At 71.5% G+C, this 19,011-nt stretch carries 19 protein-coding genes; 6 read left to right on the forward strand and 13 right to left on the reverse strand.

Annotated elements, in window-relative coordinates; genetic code table 11:
* Nucleotides 1-67 precede the first annotated feature (67 nt).
* From ACZ7L4_RS36415 to ACZ7L4_RS36445, 7 genes are all read right to left on the reverse strand, one after another.
* Nucleotides 68-262 carry a hypothetical protein gene (locus tag ACZ7L4_RS36415; protein ID WP_450810009.1) on the reverse strand — a complete coding sequence of 65 codons (195 nt, stop codon included), beginning with the start codon at nt 260-262 and terminating at the stop codon, nt 68-70.
* A 210-nt stretch (nt 263-472) separates the two neighbouring features.
* Nucleotides 473-1,819, reverse strand: a complete 1,347-nt coding sequence (locus tag ACZ7L4_RS36420) for a hypothetical protein (protein ID WP_472109530.1) — start codon at nt 1,817-1,819, stop codon at nt 473-475.
* A gap of 14 nt (nt 1,820-1,833) precedes the next feature.
* Nucleotides 1,834-3,003: a hypothetical protein gene (locus tag ACZ7L4_RS36425; RefSeq protein ID WP_472109321.1), complete on the reverse strand. Its 1,170-nt coding sequence runs from the start codon at nt 3,001-3,003 to the stop codon at nt 1,834-1,836.
* Nucleotides 3,000-3,911, reverse strand: a complete 912-nt coding sequence (locus ACZ7L4_RS36430) for a COG1470 family protein (RefSeq protein WP_472109323.1) — start codon at nt 3,909-3,911, stop codon at nt 3,000-3,002. The genes ACZ7L4_RS36425 and ACZ7L4_RS36430 overlap by 4 nt, the downstream gene beginning before the upstream one ends.
* A 115-nt stretch (nt 3,912-4,026) precedes the next feature.
* A complete protein-coding gene (locus ACZ7L4_RS36435; RefSeq protein WP_472109325.1) occupies nt 4,027-4,734 on the reverse strand; it encodes an LPXTG cell wall anchor domain-containing protein in 708 nt (235 codons plus the stop codon).
* Between the two features lie 145 nt (nt 4,735-4,879).
* Nucleotides 4,880-5,371 carry an ATP-binding protein gene (locus tag ACZ7L4_RS36440; protein ID WP_472109327.1) on the reverse strand — a complete coding sequence of 164 codons (492 nt, stop codon included), beginning with the start codon at nt 5,369-5,371 and terminating at the stop codon, nt 4,880-4,882.
* 285 nt (nt 5,372-5,656) lie between these two features.
* Nucleotides 5,657-6,040 carry an STAS domain-containing protein gene (locus ACZ7L4_RS36445; RefSeq protein WP_472109329.1) on the reverse strand — a complete coding sequence of 128 codons (384 nt, stop codon included), beginning with the start codon at nt 6,038-6,040 and terminating at the stop codon, nt 5,657-5,659.
* Nucleotides 6,041-6,295: 255 nt separating this feature from the next.
* Here ACZ7L4_RS36445 and ACZ7L4_RS36450 point away from each other — a divergent pair, with 255 nt between their 5' ends.
* Nucleotides 6,296-7,195 (forward strand): RNA polymerase sigma factor SigF, encoded by a 900-nt coding sequence (locus ACZ7L4_RS36450; RefSeq protein ID WP_422476646.1) that lies wholly within the window; start codon nt 6,296-6,298, stop codon nt 7,193-7,195.
* A 202-nt stretch (nt 7,196-7,397) separates the two neighbouring features.
* Nucleotides 7,398-9,023 carry a ricin-type beta-trefoil lectin domain protein gene (locus ACZ7L4_RS36455; RefSeq protein ID WP_472109331.1) on the forward strand — a complete coding sequence of 542 codons (1,626 nt, stop codon included), beginning with the start codon at nt 7,398-7,400 and terminating at the stop codon, nt 9,021-9,023.
* Here ACZ7L4_RS36455 and ACZ7L4_RS36460 read toward each other — a convergent pair.
* Together ACZ7L4_RS36460 and ACZ7L4_RS36465 are read right to left on the reverse strand one after the other, a co-directional pair.
* Nucleotides 9,020-9,274, reverse strand: coding sequence for a DUF397 domain-containing protein (locus ACZ7L4_RS36460; protein WP_472109333.1), 255 nt, complete (start codon nt 9,272-9,274; stop codon nt 9,020-9,022). The two genes, ACZ7L4_RS36455 and ACZ7L4_RS36460, sit on opposite strands and share 4 nt — an antisense overlap.
* Nucleotides 9,271-10,053, reverse strand: coding sequence for a helix-turn-helix domain-containing protein (locus ACZ7L4_RS36465; RefSeq protein WP_472109335.1), 783 nt, complete (start codon nt 10,051-10,053; stop codon nt 9,271-9,273). The genes ACZ7L4_RS36460 and ACZ7L4_RS36465 overlap by 4 nt, the downstream gene beginning before the upstream one ends.
* Before the next feature lie 113 nt (nt 10,054-10,166).
* Here ACZ7L4_RS36465 and ACZ7L4_RS36470 point away from each other — a divergent pair, with 113 nt between their 5' ends.
* Nucleotides 10,167-10,568, forward strand: a complete 402-nt coding sequence (locus ACZ7L4_RS36470; protein ID WP_472109337.1) for an ATP-binding protein — start codon at nt 10,167-10,169, stop codon at nt 10,566-10,568.
* Nucleotides 10,569-10,572: 4 nt separating this feature from the next.
* Here the strand turns inward: ACZ7L4_RS36470 and hutI are convergent, their stop codons facing one another.
* From hutI to hutU, 4 genes are all read right to left on the reverse strand, one after another.
* Nucleotides 10,573-11,748 carry an imidazolonepropionase gene (gene hutI / locus ACZ7L4_RS36475; RefSeq protein WP_472109339.1) on the reverse strand — a complete coding sequence of 392 codons (1,176 nt, stop codon included), beginning with the start codon at nt 11,746-11,748 and terminating at the stop codon, nt 10,573-10,575.
* A gap of 113 nt (nt 11,749-11,861) precedes the next feature.
* Nucleotides 11,862-13,217, reverse strand: a complete 1,356-nt coding sequence (locus tag ACZ7L4_RS36480; RefSeq protein ID WP_472109340.1) for a formimidoylglutamate deiminase — start codon at nt 13,215-13,217, stop codon at nt 11,862-11,864.
* Complete coding sequence (locus tag ACZ7L4_RS36485; protein WP_472109531.1) at nt 13,214-14,416, reverse strand: allantoate amidohydrolase; 1,203 nt, start codon at nt 14,414-14,416, stop codon at nt 13,214-13,216. Before ACZ7L4_RS36485 ends, ACZ7L4_RS36480 begins: the two co-directional genes overlap by 4 nt.
* A gap of 80 nt (nt 14,417-14,496) precedes the next feature.
* On the reverse strand, nt 14,497-16,155 hold the full coding sequence (gene hutU / locus ACZ7L4_RS36490; protein WP_472109342.1) for a urocanate hydratase: 1,659 nt from the start codon (nt 16,153-16,155) through the stop codon (nt 14,497-14,499).
* Nucleotides 16,156-16,308: 153 nt separating this feature from the next.
* Between hutU and ACZ7L4_RS36495 the strand changes: the two genes are divergently transcribed.
* The 3 genes from ACZ7L4_RS36495 (at nt 16,309) to ACZ7L4_RS36505 (ending at nt 18,970) form a co-directional block, all read left to right on the forward strand.
* A complete protein-coding gene (locus tag ACZ7L4_RS36495; protein ID WP_472109344.1) occupies nt 16,309-17,646 on the forward strand; it encodes an APC family permease in 1,338 nt (445 codons plus the stop codon).
* Nucleotides 17,647-17,801: 155 nt separating this feature from the next.
* Nucleotides 17,802-18,215: a hypothetical protein gene (locus ACZ7L4_RS36500; RefSeq protein ID WP_472109346.1), complete on the forward strand. Its 414-nt coding sequence runs from the start codon at nt 17,802-17,804 to the stop codon at nt 18,213-18,215.
* A complete protein-coding gene (locus ACZ7L4_RS36505; RefSeq protein WP_472109348.1) occupies nt 18,212-18,970 on the forward strand; it encodes a transcriptional regulator in 759 nt (252 codons plus the stop codon). The genes ACZ7L4_RS36500 and ACZ7L4_RS36505 overlap by 4 nt, the downstream gene beginning before the upstream one ends.
* The last annotated feature ends 41 nt before the right edge of the window (nt 18,971-19,011 follow it).

A 19,011-nucleotide genomic window follows, 5' to 3' on the forward strand; every position in this document is an offset into this window, starting at 1 on the left:
TCCTCGTGACAACGAAGGGGCCCGGTCGCACCGTTCGGTGCGGCCGGGCCCCTTCGCGTGTCCGGTGTCACTTGCAGTGCGTGTGGAACAGCCACCGCGCCATGGAGCAGCCGAGGGCGTATCCGGTGCCCCCGCTCTGCCACTGGGCCGGGCTGTCCTCCCCGTAGCCGCCCCCGCCGGCCGCGCCGGCCGTACCGGCCACTCCGAACGTCAGCCCCGCCGTGAGCAGCGCGACCGCACCGGCCCTCCGCAACTTGCGCATTGCCAATTCCCCTTGCGTCGATCGTTCCCGCCGTGCCTGGTCAAGCACAGCGTGCACCCCGGACTGAGCCGGGATCATCCACACAAGCACACAGCAAAGAGATCAGCGAGGGGTGGAAGATTACGAGGCAGGCACGATTCTCGCCGGGCAACGTCTCGAGGAATGTTTGCTTCTGCATTCCTCGAGACGTCGCCCCTGACGCTCATCCGGCTACCGGCGAACCACCTTCCGTGCACGCGGCAAGAACGTGAACACCGCGCCGCCCAGGAGGATCACCGTGCCGGCTGCCAGGCCGAGGGCGCGGAGGGCGCCGTCGTTGGAGGAGCCGGTTTCGGCGAGGCCGCCGCCGCCAGAGGCCGCCGCCGCGCCGCCGGCCGCCGCGCCGCCGCCCGCGGAACCCGTGCCGCCCGCCGCGCCGCCCGCCTGCTTCGACGTGTCGAGCTCCAGGGAGACTGGGGCCTTGTTCGGCGTGCAGGTGGTGGTCGTGCCCAGCGCCTTCACCGTGAGGACGCCCGGCGACAGCGTCGACTTGCCATCGGCGCCCGGCTTGTACGTACCGGTGAGGTCCGGGATCTCGATCGGGTCGCCGGACTTGAAGGCCTTCTTGTTGGTCGGGCCCTCCACGGGGACCGTGCCCTTGTCGGAGCCGCCCAGCTTCACCTGCATCGACGGCTTCACCGAGTCGGCCGGGATGTCGGCCGGGCTGTCCATCACGGACTTCTTGAACTTCACCGTGAGGCCGAAGTTCCCGCCGTCCTTCTTGGCGTTGATCTGCACCGGGGACGTGGCGCTCTTGTCGCCGATGGGCGTCTTGCAGGAGTAGGGGACGCTGACCTCCTTGCCGGTGAAGTCGCTCTGGCCGCCGCTGTCACCGCCACCACTCGTGGACCCACCGGAGCTGGACGAGCCGCCCGAACCGGAGGAGCCACCGGAGCTCGACGAGCCGCCCGAGGAGCCACCGCTCGACGTGCCCGGCAGGCCGCCGATCACGCCCCCAGAGCCACCCGAAGAACCGCCCGAACCCCCGGCCCCCTCAAGGACCTTGATGATCGCGCCCGGGTCCACGGCCTCCTTCGGAGAGCACTTGGTGTCCGTCGACATCGGCTTGCTGACGTTGATGTTGTACTTGTCCGGCGTCAGCTTCACCTCCCCCGGCTTCTCCAGCTTCAGCTTGCCCGTCATCGTGGACAGCTTCATCGGACTGTTCTTGGGGATCGCCGGGTTCTCGCGCGGCCCCTGCATGTCGATGTCACCGGTCTGCGCCCCGGCCGCCTTGAGCGTGCCGGTGGGCTGGACGGTGTTCTCACTGAGGTCGAGGACGTCCGGGTTCTTCGACGCGCCCTGGATGAACTTCCAGGTCACGTTCACCGTGTCGCCGACCTTCGCCGTGGCGGGCGCCGTGATCTGGGTGATCGTGGTGCCCTGCACCGGGTCGAGCCCGGAGATCGAGGGCGGTATGCACTCCGTCTTGTACGAGATGTCGGCGGCCTGCGCGGGCGCCGCCACGAACAGCAGGCCCGCCCCTCCGAGCATCAGGGCGACACCGGCCGCGCTCACTCTCCGTTGGGTGCTCACGTGTTTCCTTTCGTCGTCGGACTGTTCTCGGGCGGTGCGGAGAGTTGACCGGCCGCGGGCCGCTCCGGAGCACCGGTGGGGCCGGTGTCCGGGGTGAACCAGGGCAGGGTCGTGGTCTGTGTCGTGCTCGTCGGCGCGGCGGGCGCGTCCGCGGGTGACGGTGGCTTCGGCTTCTGCTGCGGCAGCCGCACCTTCGGCAGCCGCACGGTGCGCCCACCGGCCGCCCCCTTGGGACCCTTGGAACCCTTGGGCCCCTTGCCGTACGAGGAGCGCCGGTCGCGCGGCCGTACGCGGTCCACGACCGCCATGCCGATCCGGAAGACGGCGGCCGGCACGACGACGCACAGCAGGATCCAGAAGAGCGTGACGCCCCAGGGGCGGCCCACGCCCCAGGGCTGTTCGGCCAGCACCTTCCCGCCGTACTTGAGCGAGACGAGATAGTCGCCGTGCGCGCCCGCCGACAGTTCGACGGGCAGCTTGATCCGCTCCTTCTGCCCCGGCTCGATCGTGCCGCGCCACTGCTGGTCCTCCCATTGCGGCGCGAACACGCCGTGGGAGGTGCCCACTTGGAAGATCGGGTTCTTGACCGGGGTCGATCCGACATTGCCGACGGTGAACGTGAAGGACCGCGACGGCGGCGCGCCGAACCACGTCAGCAGCCCGCTGGACCCTTCGAGCCGGGTGTCCGCCACCATCGTCAGCTGCCCGCTCCCGGAGGACTTCGGAAGCGCCTTCACCGGGTGCCCGGCCACCTGGAACACGGCGTCCGCCTGCGCCTTCTGCCCGGTCACCGTGGCGACGTGGACGACACAAGGACACGGCTTCGGCGGCTCGGCGACCGGCAGCGACTTGCTGAACGCCCCCTTGGCGTCGGTGGTGACCGCACGCCCCTCGGAGTTGGCACAGGAGTTGGTGCCGCCGATGACGCCGCGCGACGGGCTCGACTGCCCGCAGATCAGCATCATCAGCAGCGTGTCGGGCCGCCAGTCCGCACCCTTCACGGTGATCGAACCCCCGGTCCCCGCCTGGGACTTGGAGAGGCTCACGGACGGCCTGTCGGCGGCGGACGCGGTGGCCGCCCAGGGCGCGGTGCCCGCGAGCAGGCCGCCCACCAGGGCGAGGACGGTCAGCAGCCGCGAGGCACGGGCGCTGCGGCGGCGGTTCATGGCGTACTCCTTACGTTCCCTTGTCGTCGGAGCAGTCGAAGCAGGTGCGGCGGTACGGGCCAGGAGGGCCGCCGCCTGCGTACGTACCAGTAGGCGGCGCACCCCGCCCCCGCCAGCACGGCGAGGACCCCGCCGACCGCCGGCCACGGCACGAACCGGGCGCTCGCCGTGGCCGAGTCCGCCGCGCCGCCGCCCGCCGTGACCGTCACCTTCACGTCGACGGCGTCCAGCGCCGGGGCGTCCTTCCACGGCTCGCTGAGGCTGATCCTGCGCCCCGGCAGCAGCTGCACCGGCAGGGCCCGGCTCCTGTCGAGGGCGGCGCCGAGCACCCCGTCGGCCTTCATCGCGAGGCGCGGCGACAGCGTCGTGTTGCCGCGGTTCACCACGTCGTACGCGACGGACCCCTTGCGCACCCGCACGTTCTCGACCGTGAGGGCGGACAGCGTGGGACCGCTGACCCGCAGATGGATGCTGACCCCGGAGTCGCGCCCGCCGGCCCGCGCCACCACCGCGCCGGGATGGTCCCCGGGGGTCGCGCCCGCGGGCACGGACACCGTGAAGGGGACCTCGGCGCGGGTGCGCGCCGGGATCCTCACGGACTCCTCGGCGAACCGGATCCAGGACCCGGTGTCGGTCGCCTTCTTACGGACGTCGAGCGAACCGTCGCCCTTGTTGTCCGCGTCGGCCCCGCGCAACGAGACCTTCAGCGCCTTGTCGCCCGGATTGCTCACCGCCACCTTGTCCTCCAGCACGGCCCCGGGCGTCCCCTCGGCATAGATGTACGGCCGCCCGTCCCCGTCGGCGGGCCGGGTACCGGCGGAGGAGGAGGGCGCGACGGTCCAGCTGGGCGCGGCAGCGACTGAGCCACCTACGGGCAGCACGGAGACAGCGGCGATCAAGCACACCATCAAGCCCCTGCGGCGATTGAGCAGCGGGGTCCGGGGCAGAGCCCCGCGACCGCAACCCCGCGAGGCCCCACCGACCAAAGACGAGCGCAACGTCATCTCGGCGACTCACGCCCCCTTAACGGGACGCCGCCTGATGACGCCGCGTCAACCACAACACGCCCGCCGCCCCGGCCAGGAGCACCGTCCCCCCGAGCGTCCCGAGCGCGATCGCCGAATCCTCGGGCCCGGTCTGCGGCAGCTCCCCGCCGGAGGGCGCCGACGCCGAAGAGCCCGACCCGGAGTCCGCGGACCCGCCACCGCCCGCCGCACCCTTCACGTCCATCTCAAGGGACGGCTTCGGGCTGTTGGACGGCGTACACGTGGTGTTCGTGCCGAGCGCCTTGATGGTGAGGACACCGGCGGTGAAGTTCACCTTGCCGCTCTTCTTGGGCGTGTACGTACCCGTCAAGTCACTGATCTTGATCGGGGTGTTGGCGGGGATCGCCTTGTCGTTCGGCGGTCCGGTGGCCGTGAACTGGCCGCTGTCCGCGCCGCCCACCTTGATCACCGCGCTCGGGTGCATGGCGCCCTTGCCGAGCTCGACGGGGCTGGAGGAGACGCCCTTCTGGAAGGACATCGTGATCTTGTAGCCGCTGCCGCTCTTGGCGCTCTTCATGTCGATCGGGGAGACGGCTCCCTTGTTCCCGATCGGGGTCTTGCACTGGTAGTTGACGTTCTGCACGGTGGCCGAGGCAGTGGGGGCGGCCATCAGCACCGCCGAGCCCGCCAGGGCCGCGCTGAGCGCGAACGCGGCGGTTCGTTTCTGGTACGTCCGGTACGTCACCTCGAAGTCCCTTCAAACCGAAGGTTACTGACGGTTCATCAGATCTGGGTGGCTCAAGGTACGCCCGGGGCCCTGCCGAGGGAAGACAAAGAGCACGCCGGATCGAAGTCGATCCGGCGTGCTCGGAAATACGCACGTGGGGCGGCTACGCGGGGGCGCCGACCTCCGCCCACACGACCTTGCCCGTGACGCCCGGGGTGCGGACGACGCCCCAGTCGAGGCAGAGGCGCTGGACGATGAACATGCCGTGCCCGCCCGGGCGGCCGACCCGGTGCGGGGTGCGGGGCGCGGGCTGGCCCGCCCCGCGGTCCGCCACCTCGATGCGCAGCACCTTGTTGGCCGGGGAGTCCCCGAAGTACAGGATGATCTCGTCGGGCCCCTCGGCGTGCAGGCACGCGTTCGTGACGAGTTCGGAGACGACGAGCAGCACGTCCTCCGCCGCGGCCCGGCGGTCCGCGGTAGCCGCCGGCAGCCAGCCCCAGGCGTGCAGCGCTTCGCGGGTGAAGTCACGGGCGAGCGGCACGATTCCGCTCGCGCCGCTGAGGCTCAGCCTGCGGACCCGCGGACCCGCGACGACCGGTACTTCACCGGACTCGGGGCCGTGGTCGCCCGGCGAGTAAGGCCGGGTGGTGCTCATCAGCACTTCACCTCACCGATTCACCAATTCAGCTTCAGGATTCAGGGTCTTCAGGGTCCGAGTGCCCACTGCCCGGCCAAGAAGTCCGGGTCGCGGATCGGAGTCGGAGGGTCGTCGAAGTCGCAGGGTCGGGGTCGTGTTCGGGGGGTCTCCTGCCCGAGGGAACGACGGAAACACCCACTTGTTCAGAACGGCTCCTGTGACGCTGGTAACGCCTCGATCACACAGAGACAACTGGAGCGTAACTTCTATGGTTGGCCACTGCACGCAGCCGCCCGGCTCCGGTCAGTCGCCGGAGGGGTCGGGCGCGAGGGCCTCGTCGAGCGACGCGTGCACCGTGAAGACTGCCTCCGCACCGGTGATCTCGAACACCCTGGCAACCACCGGGAGCATGCCCGCGAGGTGCACTCCGCCACCGGCCGCCTCGGCCTTCAGACGGGCCCCGAGCAGCACGTTCAACCCCGTCGAATCGCAGAATTCGAGCCGGGAACAGTCGATCACCAGCCGGGAATGTCCCTTGTTGAGGCATTCATCCAGGGGGTCGCGCAGCAGATCGGCCGTATGGTGATCCAACTCACCGGCCGGGGTCACGACGGCACTGGAGCCCTCTTGTCGCACCTCGACCAGAAGCCGGCCCCGATGCGCACTGCCGACTGTCCCGCGGTCCATGACGTCTCTCTCTCGCTGCCTACGACGTGCCGATTGACGCCCTCGAACACTACGCCCTCTGGCTGTGCATCGACACCCGAACAACCTCTAGAATTCGGACATTTCGCCGCAATACGCACTTGCGGCCCGGTGTGGAAAACGGGTAGGCCTAGTAAGGACAACATTCGACCACGGCCGGCTTTGGAGGCGCCGCACTAAGAAGCAGTGCACGCATTGGCATCGGCAGCCATATGCCGAGAACGCATGGAGGACATCATGTCAGCCCGGCTCGACGAATCGCGTACTGACCAGGCGACGTCGACACTCCCCCCGGAAACTCATGTCGACGTCGAGACCGAGGGCCTCGAAGGCCTTGAAGGCCTCCCGGAGATCCCCCCGTACGACGAGGTGGGTCCGCTCGACGCCCGAGCCCTCTCCAAGACCCTCTTCGAGCGACTCGAGTCCCTCGAAGAAGGCACGCACGAATACTCGTATGTCCGCAACACGCTGGTCGAACTGAACCTGGCTCTCGTCAAGTTCGCGGCCTCCCGGTTCCGCTCCCGCAGCGAGCCGATGGAGGACATCATCCAGGTCGGCACCATCGGCCTGATCAAGGCGATCGACCGGTTCGAGCTGAGCCGCGGCGTCGAGTTCCCCACCTTCGCGATGCCGACCATCGTCGGCGAGATCAAGCGCTTCTTCCGCGACACCTCCTGGTCCGTGCGCGTACCGCGCCGTCTCCAGGAACTCCGTCTCGACCTTGCCAAGGCGGGCGACGAACTCGCCCAGCAGCTCGATCGCGCCCCCACGGTGGGCGAGCTCGCCGAACGCCTGGGCCTGTCGAAGGACGAGGTCGTCGAGGGCATGGCGGCGTCCAACGCCTACACCGCCAGCTCGCTCGACGCACAGCCCGAGGAGGACGACTCCGAGGGTGCGCTCGCGGACCGCATCGGCTACGAGGACCACGGACTCGAGGGCATCGAGTACGTCGAGTCCCTGAAGCCGCTGATCGCCGATCTCCCGCCGCGCGACCGCAAGATCCTCTCGTTGCGCTTCGTCGCCAACATGACGCAGTCCGAGATCGGTGAGGAACTGGGCATCTCGCAGATGCACGTGTCGCGACTGCTTTCGCGGACGCTGGTGCGCCTGCGCAAGGGTCTGACGCTCGAGGAGTAATCGCTCGGCCCTGCAACACCAGCACCACCCGTAACGCCCTGTCACGTCGAGGGGGCCGACCGTGAGAACGGTCGGCCCCCTCGGTGTTTTTTGCGCCAACTCCCGCCGCCCGACGCCCGGTTACCGCGAGAAACACCTTTCCGTACCCCCTCCCCTGCACCACTATGAGCACCCATCTGGGCCCCGGTGACAGGAGGACACGGTGTCTGCGAACGGCGGCGTCCATGCCACGGCGCCCGACCACCGGCTCGTCGGCCTGCTGCGGGCCGACACCGCGACCGCGTACCCGGCGCTCGGGGAGCTGCGCGGCAGGCACCGGCACGCGCTCCTCGCCTACGCCCGGGTGTGCGCGAACGATGCGGACGCCGCGCGGCAGTTGGGCGCGCAGGCCTTCGCCCGCGCCGCACGCGAGGTCGCGCGCGGCGCCGAGCCGCGCGGCTCCTGGCGCCACCACGCGCTGCTGCTCGTCCACCGCACCGCGGCCGAGTGGGCCGCCGACGAGCGCCGCGCACGCCTCGCTCCCGGCCTCCTGGGCGCCCTCGGCGCCCCGGACGCCCACCGGGCGCCCGCGCTGCTCGCCGCCTTCCACACGCTGCCGCCGCGCACCCAGACGCTGCTGTGGCACTCCGTCGTGGACGGGGAGCCCGACGCCGCCGTCGGCCTCGTCGTCGGCGCGCCCGCGCGGGACGTGGCGCAGGCGCGGGGCGCGGCGCTCGACGCCCTGCGCGGCGCCTGCCTCGCCGCGCGGCAGGGCACGCACTGCCGGGCCTACGGGCGGCTCATCGAGGGGGCCACGAGACCGGGCCGCCCGCGCGGCACCGCCGACCTGGACGCGCACCTCGCCCGCTGCCCGAGCTGCACGGCGGCGTACCTGGAGCTGACGGCCCTGCGGGACGACCCGCGCCGCGCGCTCGCGGAGGGGTTGCTGCCGTGGGGCGGCACGGACTACCTGCTGACCGAGGCGCCGGCGACGGCCCCGGCTCCGGTGCCGCGGCGCGCCGCCGCCCCGCGCCGCCACCGCGCGAAGCCGCCGACGAGGGCCGACCGCCGGAAGGCCCCCCGTCGCCAGCGGCCCGTGCGCGCGACCCCGATGGGCTTCGCGCTCGCCTCGGCGGCGGTCGGCGTGGCGCTCGTACCGCTGCTGATCCTGACGCTGACGGAGGGCCGCCCCGACCTGTCGTCGGTGGGCCAGGGCATGGGCGCCACGCCCTCGACGCCGCCCCCGGTCCGGGTGACGGTCACGGCGACGACGACGGCCACCACCACGACCACGACGACCGCCACGGCGACGACGACCGCGCGCAGCACGGAGACGGTCACGGTGCCGCCGCCCTCACGGGCCGAGCCGACCCCGAAGCCGTCCGCCTCCTCCTCCGCCCACAAGCCGAAGCCCCCGCCCTTCCGCCCGCCCGGCGAGGACTACGCGGAGGTGGTCGACGTCGCCTCCGGGCTCTGCCTCGACGTCTCCCGCACGCCCCTGGCGGACGGCGACGACGTCGTGGCCGTGAAGTGCGACCGCACGGGCAGCCAGCAGTGGCGCGTGGACGCCGACCGCGGCGTCGTCCAGTCCGCGGCCAACCCCGACTTCTGCCTGGACAACCGCGGCGACACGGCCCGCACGATCGGCCTGTGGCACTGCGCGGCCGTCGACGACGACACCCACGGCGCGAACCTGGCGTTCTCCGTCCACGCCGACGGCTCGATCCGCCCCGGCACGGACTGGAAGGCCGCCGTCACGCCGCTCGACGACGGGTCCTTCCGCCTCGGGCAGCGCAAGTTCCACGGCGGCGACGACACGCAGCGGTGGCGGGCGGGGAAGAGCCTCTAGCCGCGCCGGCCGGGGCTCGCGGCGAAGTCCACGAAGGCGGCCCAGCTGTCGGCCGAAACGGCCAGTGTGGGGCCAGCGACGTTCTTCGAGTCGCGGACGTGTATGGCGGAGGCGCGGGCGACCTCCAGGCAGTCTCCACCCGAGTTGCCGCTGTAGCTGGACTTGCGCCACTCCAGGGCGGCTTCGAGGCACTGCCCGCCCGAGTCGCCGCTGTAGCTGGACTTGAACCACGTGAGGTCTGCGGTGGTCATAGTTCGCTCGCCATCCTCTCGATGAGCTTCACGGAGTCCCCCGGCGTGAGGGCCTGGGACCGGATCATGCCAAACCGCTGGAACAACTCGCTTACCGTCGTGCGGTGTTCGAGCACCAGGCCGCCCGCCTGCCCCTCAACGTACGCGACCCATTCGCGCTCGGGCGTCTCCAGCAACGTCCACGGCCCGGTGAAGCCAGCGTGCGACTCGATGGCGGTCGGCATGACCTGGATCGAGATGTTGCGCTTCTCGCTCAGTTCCAGCAAGCGCTCCAGCTGGCGGCGCAGGACGGCCGCCCCGCCCACCGGGCGCCTCAGCACCCACTCCTCGACGACCAGCGCCAGCGACACCGGCGGCACACGGGTGAGCAGCACCTGCCGTTCCAGGCGGGCCTGGACGCGCCGCTCGATCTCCTCGTCGTCCAGTACCGGCACGCGCGCGCCGAGCACCGTCCGGGCGTAGCCCTCGGTCTGCACCAGCCCATTGATCACGTGGGAGTCGTACGCCCAGAGACTGACCGCATCCGCCTCCCGCTCCACGTAGTCGTCGAACCACGCCGGATACCGCCGCCGCTCCAGATGCTCCGCCGCCGCCTCCACCGCAGCCCGCGCCTCCAGGAACTCCCCCGCCCGCGCCACGAACCGCGCGCTCGGCATCCGTGCGCCGCGCTCGACCATCGCCACCTGCGACGCCGAATACCCCACGTACGCCCCGAAGTCCTCCCGCGAACCGCCCCGCGCCTCGCGCAGCGCCCGTACCACCGCCCCGAACATCCGCATGCTCGACGATCCGTCGACACAGTCCTGCACAGGGAACCCCCTCGCCTGCACACCTCGTTGTGTGCTGCTCGCAGTCCTGGCCAGGCTAGCCAGCGGTCACGCACTGTGAACGCATGAAGACGCAATCTCCACCCGAAGTCGTCATCCAACTCCGGGCGGATCCCGAGCAGTTCTCGGACGTACGGCGAACGGTCGCCACGCACCTGCGGGCCTGGGGGCACCCCGCCCTCGTCGACGCGGCGCAGCTCTGCGTGACGGAAATACTGGCGAACGTGCACCGGCACGTGGCCGTCCCCGAGTGCGAGATCCGGCTGCGGGTACTGCCGGAGGCCGACGCCGTGCAGGTGTCCGTGGCCGACCGCTCCCCCGCCCCGCCGGTCCCGTGCGCGGAGCCGGACTGGGCGGCGGAGTCGGGGCGCGGCATGTTCCTGATCGCGGCGGCGGCCGACCGCTGGGGTGTGCTGCCGACGCGGGACGGGAAGCTGGTGTGGGCGCGGCTGACGGCGGAGGGGTGAGGCCTCAGGCGGCCCGCTCGCCGCGGCGCCACACCTCCGAAACCAGCGGTACGCCCGGGCGGTACGCGAAGTGGACGTGGCTCGGGGCGTCCAGGAACGTCAGGTCGGCGCGGGCGCCCGGGGCCAGGTGGCCGACGTCCGTGCGGCGCAGGGCCTTCGCGCCGCCCGCCGTCGCCGACCAGAGGGCCTCGTCGGGGGTCATGCCCATGTCCCGTACGGCCAGGGCGATGCAGAACGGGACCGAGGACGTGTAGGACGAGCCCGGGTTGCAGTCCGTGGAGAGGGCGACCGTCGCGCCCGCGTCCAGGAGGCGGCGGGCGTTCGGCCACTCGGCGCGGGTCGAGAACTCCGCGCCCGGGAGGAGCGTCGCCACCGTGTTGCCGTTCGCCAGGGCGTCCACGTCCGCGTCCGTGAGGTGCGTGCAGTGGTCGGCGCTCGCCGCGTCGAGTTCCACGGCGAGCTGGACGCCGGGGCCGTAGCTGAGCTGGTTCGCGTGGATGCGGGGCAGCAGGCCCTTGGCCTTGCCCGCCGTGAGGATCGCGCGGGCCTGGTCGCCGTCGAAGGCGCCCTTCTCGCAGAAGACGTCGACCCAGCGGGCGTGCGGGGCGCAGGCGTCGAGCATCTCGCCGGTCACGAGGTCGACGTACGCCGCCGGGTCCTCCGCGTAGTCCGGGGAGACGATGTGGGCGCCGAGGTAGGTGACCTCGTCGGTGTGGGCCGATGCGATGCGGAGCGCGCGTTCTTCGTCGGCCGTCGTGAGGCCGTAGCCCGACTTCGTCTCGAACGTGGTCGTGCCCTGGCGGAGGGCCTCCGCCAGGTGGTGCTTGAGGTTCGCCTCCAGGGCCTCGTCGGTGGCCGCGCGGGTCGCGGCGACCGTGGTGCGGATGCCGCCCGCGGAGTAGCTCTGGCCCGACATGCGGGCGTTGAACTCGGCGGTGCGGTCGCCCGCGAAGACGAGGTGGGAGTGGGAGTCGACGAAGCCGGGGATGACGGCGCGGCCGGCCGCGTCGTGGGTGGTGTCGGCGGCGGGGGTCTTGGCGGTCGGGCCCGCCCAGGCGATCTTGTCGTTCTCGATGACCAGGGCGGCGTTGTGGATCTGGCCCAGGGGGCCCTCGCCGAGGGTCGGGTCGTTCGTGACCAGGGTGCCGATGTTGGTGATGGCCGTCGTGCGGTTCGTCATGGGTCCTCTCCGTGGGCGGGTGGGGGTTTTTCTCCCCCAACCCGCCCCTTCCCGAAAGTTGGCGCTACGCGCCGGTGGTCAACGACTCGGGGCTCTGCCCCGGACCCCGCGCCTCAATCGCCGGCGGGGCTGGAGGCGTGCAGTGCCGCGATGGCGTCCGTCAGGGCGCCCGCCACGTCGCCCACCCGGACGTGTTCGCCGTCGCGGACGGTCGCCCGGCCGCCGGTCACCACGTCGGAGACGTCCGCCGCGGTCGCCGCGAAGACTGCCGTTTCCGCGCCGAAGCGGGGGGCCGGGCCTGCCGTGCGGACCGAGTCGAGGCGGATGGTGACCAGGTCGGCCCGCGCGCCCGGTTCGATGGTGCCCGCGTCGTCCCAGCCCAGGGAGGCGTGGCCGTCGGCGGAGGCCGCGCGGAGCAGGGCCGCCGCCGTCCAGTGGCCGCGGGTGCGGGAGCGCAGGCGTTCGTTCAGCTCCATCGCGCGCGCCTCTTCGAAGAGGTCGATCACCGCGTGGCTGTCGGAGCCCAGGGAGAGCGGGGAGCCCGCCGCCTGGAGGCGCGGCGCCGGGCCGATGCCGTCGGCCAGGTCGCGCTCGGTGGTCGGGCACATGCACGTTCCCGTGCCCGAGCCGCCGAGGAGCGCGATGTCCGCGTCCGTGAGGTGCGTGTTGTGCACACCCGTCGTACGCGCGCTCAACACACCGTTGTCGGACAGGAGTTGGGTCGGCGTGCAGCCGTGCGCCGCCTGGCACGCGTCGTTCTCCGCCGTCTGCTCGGAGAGGTGTACGTGGAGGGGTGCGCTGCGGGCCGAGGCCCACTCGGCGACCGTCGACAGCTGCGCCGCCGGGACCGCTCGTACCGAGTGGACCGCCGCACCGATCCGGACTCCGGGGCGCTCCTTCAGCAGCGACGCCCGCTCCGCCCACGCCTCGGCCGTGCCGTCGCTGAACCGCTGCTGGTGGTGGTCGGGCGCCTTGCCGAAGCCGGAGGACAGGTACGCCGTGTCGAGCAGCGTGATGCGGATGCCCGCCTCGTCCGCCGCCGCGATCAGCGCCTCGCCCATCGCGTTCGGGTCGGCGTACGGGGTGCCGCCGGGGGCGTGGTGGAGGTAGTGGAACTCGCCGACGGCCGTGATGCCGGCGAGGGCCATTTCCGCGTACACCGCCCGCGCCAGCGCGTGGTACGTGTCCGGGGTGAGGCGGTCCGCCACCGAGTACATGACCTCGCGCCACGTCCAGAACGTCCCGGAGCCGACCTGCACCGTCGAGCGCAGCGCCCGGTGGAAGGCGTGGCTGTGGGCGTTGGCGAGGCCGGGGACGGTCAGTCCGCGCAGCGCGGTCGCGCCGGGCGGGGGCGTCGTGACGCCCGTGCGGACCGCCGTGAAGCGACCCTCGTCCGACACGTCCACGGCCACGCCGGGCTCGACATGCGTGCCGAGCCAGGCGTGTTCCAACCAGTAGGTCGTCGTCACTTGCAGGCCAGCCCTTCCAGTACGTCGGCCAGTGCGCGCACCCCTTCCAGGCAGTCGTCCTCGGCCGCGGACTCGGCCGGGGAGTGCGAGACGCCCGTCGGGTTGCGTACGAACAGCATGGCGGTGGGGATCGACTGGGCGAGGATTCCCGCGTCGTGTCCCGCTCCCGTTCCGAGCACGGGGACCTTCAGGTCGGTGTCCGTGCCGAGGATGCGGCCGAGCTCGTCGCGGAGCGCGTCGTCGAACTCGACGATCGGCGTGAACGACTCGCGGGTCAGCGACACGTCGATGCCGTGCGCCTCCGCGTACTCGCGGGCCGCCTTCTCGACCCCGTTCACCGTCGCGTCCAGGGACTCCTGGTCGGCGGCGCGGGAGTCGAGCCAGCCCCGTACGAGGGAGGGGATCGCGTTGACGCCGTTCGGCTCGACGGAGATCTTGCCGAATGTGGCAACCGCGTTTGCCAGTTGGGCTTCGCGGCGGGCCGCGAGGACCGTTTCCGCGTACGTCAGCATCGGGTCGCGGCGGTCGACCAGGCGGGTCGTGCCCGCGTGGTTGGCCTCGCCGCGGAAGTCGAAGCGCCAGCGGCCGTGCGGCCAGATGGAGCTTGCGATGCCGATGGCGTCGCCGGAGAGGTCCAGGGCGCGGCCCTGTTCCACGTGCAGTTCGATGAACGCGCCGATGCGGTCGAGGCGTTCGCGGTCGGCGCCGATCGCGTCCGGGTCGTAGCCCGCGCGCTCCATCGCCCGGGGGAGGGTGATGCCGTCGGCGTCCGTGAGCTTGTGGGCCTGGTCACGGGTCAGCACGCCGGACGTGAGGCGGGAGCCCACGCAGGCCAGGCCGAAACGGGCGCCCTCCTCGTCGCCGAAGTTGGTGATCGCGAGGGGCTTGGTGAACTCCACTCCCCTGCGGCGGAGTTCGTCGAGTGCGGCGAAGGAGGAGACGACGCCGAGGGGGCCGTCGAAGGCGCCGCCGTCGGGGACGGAGTCCAGGTGGGAGCCGGTGACGACGGCGTCGCCGGCTTCCGGGTCGCCGAGCCAGGCCCACTGGTTGCCGTTGCGGTCCAGTTCGTAGGTCAGGCCGCGGCTCTCGGCCTGGGCCTTGAACCAGGCGCGGCAGTCGGCGTCCGCGGCGGTCCAGGCGTGGCGCCTGTAGCCGCCGGAGTCGGCGTTGCGGCCGATCGGGCGGAGGTCGTGCCACATCTCCGTGAAGCTGGGCTGCACCGAATTTCCAGCCCCTCCGGCGTTTGAGGAGCGGGGTCCGGGGCGGAGCCCCGCGGCCGTCACTCGCCCTCCCGCATCGGGACCCGCACACCGCGCTCGGCGGCGACGTCGGCGGCGTGCTCGTAACCCGCGTCCACGTGCCGGATCACACCCATCGCCGGGTCGTTCGTCAGCACCCGCTCGATCTTCGCGGCAGCGAGCTCCGTTCCGTCCGCGACGCAGACCTGGCCCGCGTGGATGGAGCGGCCCATGCCGACGCCGCCGCCGTGGTGGAGGGAGACCCAGGACGCGCCGGAGGCGGTGTTGACCAGGGCGTTCAGGAGCGGCCAGTCGGCGATCGCGTCGGAGCCGTCCTTCATGGCTTCCGTCTCGCGGTACGGAGAGGCGACCGAGCCGGAGTCGAGGTGGTCGCGGCCGATGGCGACGGGCGCGGAGAGCTCGCCGTTCGCCACCATCTCGTTGAACTTGAGGCCCGCCAGGTGGCGTTCGCCGTAGCCGAGCCAGCAGATGCGCGCCGGGAGGCCCTCGAAGGAGATGCGCTCGGCGGCCATGTCGAGCCAGCGGTGGAGGTGCTTGTTCTCGGGGAACAGCTCCTTGATCGCGGCGTCCGTCTTGCGGATGTCCTCCGGGTCACCGGAGAGCGCCGCCCAGCGGAACGGGCCGAGGCCCTCCTCGAACAGCGGGCGGATGTGCGCCGGGACGAAGCCCGGGAAGTCGAAGGCGCGGTCGTAGCCCGCCTTGCGGGCCTCGTCGCGGATCGAGTTTCCGTAGTCGAAGACCTCGGCGCCCGCGTCCAGGAAGCCGACCATGGCCTCGACGTGCAGGCGCATCGACTGGCGGGCCTTATCGGTGAAGCCGGCCGGGTCCGCCTCGCGCTCCTTGTCCCAGTCCTCGACGGAGATGCCGACGGGCAGGTAGGCCAGCGGGTCGTGCGCGGAGGTCTGGTCCGTGACGATGTCGATCGGGGCGCCGCGGCGCAGCAGCTCAGGGAAGATCTCGGCCGCGTTGCCGACGACGCCGATGGACAGGCCGCGGCGCTCGTCGCGGGCCTGGACCGCCAGCTCCAGGGCGTGGTCGAGGTTGTCGGCCTTCACGTCCAGGTAGCGGGTGCCGATGCGGCGGTCGATGCGGGTCTCGTCGACGTCGACGCAGATCGAGACGCCCTCGTTCATGCTGATGGCGAGGGGCTGGGCGCCGCCCATGCCGCCGACACCGGCCGTGAGGGTGATGGTGCCCGCGAGCGTGCCGTTGAACTTCTTCCGCGCCACCGCGCCGAACGTCTCGTACGTGCCCTGCACGATGCCCTGGCTGCCGATGTAGATCCACGAGCCGGCCGTCATCTGGCCGTACATCATGAGGCCCTCGGCCTCCAGCTTGCGGAACTCCTCCCAGTTGGCCCAGTCGCCGACCAGGTTGGAGTTGGCGAGCAGCACGCGCGGCGCCCACTCGCTGGTGCGCAGCACGCCGACCGGCTTGCCGGACTGGACGAGGAGGGTCTCGTCCGCCTTCAACGTCTTCAGCGTGCGCACGATCGCGTCGTACGCCTCCCAGGACCGGGCCGCCTTGCCGGTGCCGCCGTAGACGACGAGCTTGTCGGGGTGCTCGGCAACCTCGCCGTCGAGGTTGTTCATGAGCATCCGCAGGGCGCCCTCCTGCTGCCAACCCAGGGTGTTGAGCTCGGTGCCACGCGGGGCGCGTACGGGGCGGGGTCCTGACATCGGCGGCCTCCTGGGGGTCCTGGGGTGCGTATCCAACGGCTGTTCAGTCTTCTATTCACATCCTGGCGACATGAATAGGTCTAGTCAAGAGGGCTCCGGGGGAATCCATACCTCCTACGCGGACAACCACCTACGCACCTCGCGGGAGGTCCAGTGACATCTGCGACGACCGACACCCCACTGCACCGGGCCATCGGACCGAAACTCCTGATCCTCTTCGTGATCGGGGACATCCTCGGCACCGGGATCTACGCGACCACGGGCAAGGTCGCGGGGAAGGTCGGCGGCGCGCTGTGGCTGCCGTTCGCGATCGGGTTCGTCGTGGCGCTGCTGACGGCGGCCTCCTACGTGGAGCTCGTCGGCAAGTACCCGAAGGCGGCGGGCGCGGCGCTCTACACGCAGAAGGCGTTCAAGGTCCCGTTCCTGACCTTCATCGTCGCCTTCATGGTGATGTGCTCGGGCCTCTCGTCCGCGAGCGCCGCCGCCCGCGCGTTCAGCGGCGACTACCTCGGCGAGCTGACGAACGACGCGCTGCCGCCCACCCTGATCGCCATCCTGTTCGTGCTCGCGCTCGCCGCGCTGAACCTGCGGGGCGTCAGCGAGTCCGTGAAGGCGAACGTCGTACTGACCCTGGTCGAGCTGACCGGGCTCGTCATCATCCTCGCCATCGGCGCGTACGCCGTCCTGACCGGGGACGGGGAGCCCTCGCGGCTGACCGACATCGAGACGGGCGGCACCGGATTCGCCCTGATGACGGGGGTGCTGGGGGCGACGGCGCTGGGGTTCTTCGCGTTCGTCGGGTTCGAGGACTCGGTCAACATGGCCGAGGAGACCAAGGACCCGACCCGCACCTTCCCGCGCGCGATCTTCATCGGCGTCACCGTGACCGGCACCATCTATGTGCTCGTCGCGCTCGTGTCCTCGCTGCTCGTCGACCACAAGGTCCTGGAGTCGTCGAGCGGGCCGCTGCTCGAAGTGGTGAAGGCCGGCGGGATCGACTTCCCGCACAAGCTGTTCGCACTGATCGCCCTGTTCGCCGTCACCAACTCGGCGCTCATCAACATCATGATGGCCTCGCGGCTCTGCTACGGGATGGCCAACGAGCGCATCCTGCCGCGCGCCATGGGCCGCGTGCTGCCCAAGCGGCGCACGCCCGTCGTGGGCATCGTCTTCGTGTCGCTGCTCGCGGTCGGGCTCGTGTCGACCGGGGAGATCGAGGGGCTCGGCGACACCACGTCGTTCCTGCTGCTGTGCGTGTTCGCCGTGGTCAACGTGGCCGTGCTCGTGCTCCGCAAGGACCGGGTCGGCCACGAGCACTTCCGTACGCCGACGATCCTGCCCGTGCTCGGCGCGCTCACCTCACTGATCCTCGCGAGCCCGCTCGCGGACCGGGCCGCCGAGGTCTACGTCCGGGCCGGCGTGCTCATCGCCATCGGGATCGGACTGTGGGCCGTCAACAAGATGGTGATGAAGGCGCACGGGGAGAACTGAGCCACCCCTGCGACAGGTTGGCGGATTCTAGTCGCCCTGCGCATGTTCCACCGGGAAATGCCAGAAGCCTCACCTGGTCTCCGTACGTTCCGTAGCTTCGTCGTCACACACGCACCAGTGACACAAATGCGGCGATCAGGTGGGGAGTCCGAGGCGTGCCCGGAATTGACGAGTGTCTCCTGGAGGTCATGCGACTGCCGGGCGCGCGCGGCGCCTCGGTCGTCGACTGGACCAGTGGACTCGCCCTGGGGACGGTCGGCGCGTCACGCAGCGGGGACCACGAGGAGGGCGCCGCCGAGACCGCCGAGCTGGCCCGGATCGCCGCCGAGCACCTGGCCTTCGCCCCGGCCGAGGGCAGCGACTGGGCCCCGGGCACCGCCTCCGACAAGGCGCCGCCCGTCGAGGACGTCATCGTCACCAACCGCGACGGGTACCACCTGCTGCGCTTCGTGCGGACCACCTTCGACAGCAGCGTCTTCATCCACCTGTGGCTGGACCGGGCCGAGGGCAACCTCGCGCTCGCCCGGCTGCGGCTCGCCGACATGGCAGACCGGCTGGTCGTCGGATGAGCACCGCCGCCTCCGCCGGTGTCTCGCCGATGCTGACCCGCCTCGCCGACGAGCAGGCCACCGGCGCCCTGATCCGGGAGTACGGCACGCTCTACCTCGAAGGCGGCCGGGTCGTGCACGCGGAGTCGCCCGCGACGCCCGGCATGGACGTGCTGCTCACCACGGGCGGCGCGGTGCAGGCCGAGCGGTGGTCGGAGGCCGTCGACCGGGCGGGGGCGCGGCAGCGGGTCGGCCGCTTCCTCGTCGAGCAGGGCCGGCTCTCCGACGGGGCGCTCGAACTGTGCCATCTGGGCGCCCTGTTCGACGCCGCGTACTTCACGCTCGCCCCGGGCAGCGGGCCGAGCCGGTTCCGCTACGGCGTCTCGCACTGGTTCGGGACGGTGCGCCCGGTGCCGGTGGCGGCCGTCGAGCGGGAGTCGCTGCGCCGGCGCGAGCTGCTCCAGCGGATCTGGCCGGAGCCCGACACGGACACGGCGCCGATCAGTCGGATCATCCGGCAGGACGAGGCGGGCGTACCACCGCGCAGGCGCCGCGTCCTCGACCTGGTCGACGGCGCGCGGACGGCCTCGCAGATAGCGCTCGCCCTGGGCAGGCCCACCTTCCACACCCTGGTCGACCTGCGGCGCCTCGCCGCGTGCGGCCTGGTGACCACAGCCCCCGCCCCCGCTCCGCCCGAGTGGCTGGAGCTGGCCGTCGTCGAGGACCCCGACGTGGCCCTGCTGCGGCGACTGCGCGCCGGTCTGGAGGCCCTGTGAGACGCCTGCTGCGCTCCTCCGCACGCACCCCCGAAAGGAGA

The organism is Streptomyces sp. NPDC107575, from assembly GCF_055657265.1.

Bases quoted from the DNA above. Each gene is read 5' to 3' on its own strand.
- ACZ7L4_RS36415 (WP_450810009.1), bottom strand. From the start codon at position 262: ATGCGCAAGTTGCGGAGGGCCGGTGCGGTCGCGCTGCTCACGGCGGGG.
- ACZ7L4_RS36425 (WP_472109321.1), bottom strand. From the start codon at position 3,003: ATGAACCGCCGCCGCAGCGCCCGTGCCTCGCGGCTGCTGACCGTCCTC.
- ACZ7L4_RS36430 (WP_472109323.1), bottom strand. From the start codon at position 3,911: ATGGTGTGCTTGATCGCCGCTGTCTCCGTGCTGCCCGTAGGTGGCTCA.
- ACZ7L4_RS36440 (WP_472109327.1), bottom strand. From the start codon at position 5,371: ATGAGCACCACCCGGCCTTACTCGCCGGGCGACCACGGCCCCGAGTCC.
- ACZ7L4_RS36445 (WP_472109329.1), bottom strand. From the start codon at position 6,040: ATGGACCGCGGGACAGTCGGCAGTGCGCATCGGGGCCGGCTTCTGGTC.
- ACZ7L4_RS36450 (WP_422476646.1), top strand. From the start codon at position 6,296: ATGTCAGCCCGGCTCGACGAATCGCGTACTGACCAGGCGACGTCGACA.
- ACZ7L4_RS36460 (WP_472109333.1), bottom strand. From the start codon at position 9,274: ATGACCACCGCAGACCTCACGTGGTTCAAGTCCAGCTACAGCGGCGAC.
- ACZ7L4_RS36465 (WP_472109335.1), bottom strand. From the start codon at position 10,053: ATGCGGATGTTCGGGGCGGTGGTACGGGCGCTGCGCGAGGCGCGGGGC.
- ACZ7L4_RS36470 (WP_472109337.1), top strand. From the start codon at position 10,167: ATGAAGACGCAATCTCCACCCGAAGTCGTCATCCAACTCCGGGCGGAT.
- hutI (WP_472109339.1), bottom strand. From the start codon at position 11,748: ATGACGAACCGCACGACGGCCATCACCAACATCGGCACCCTGGTCACG.
- ACZ7L4_RS36485 (WP_472109531.1), bottom strand. From the start codon at position 14,416: ATGTGGCACGACCTCCGCCCGATCGGCCGCAACGCCGACTCCGGCGGC.
- hutU (WP_472109342.1), bottom strand. From the start codon at position 16,155: ATGTCAGGACCCCGCCCCGTACGCGCCCCGCGTGGCACCGAGCTCAAC.
- ACZ7L4_RS36505 (WP_472109348.1), top strand. From the start codon at position 18,212: ATGAGCACCGCCGCCTCCGCCGGTGTCTCGCCGATGCTGACCCGCCTC.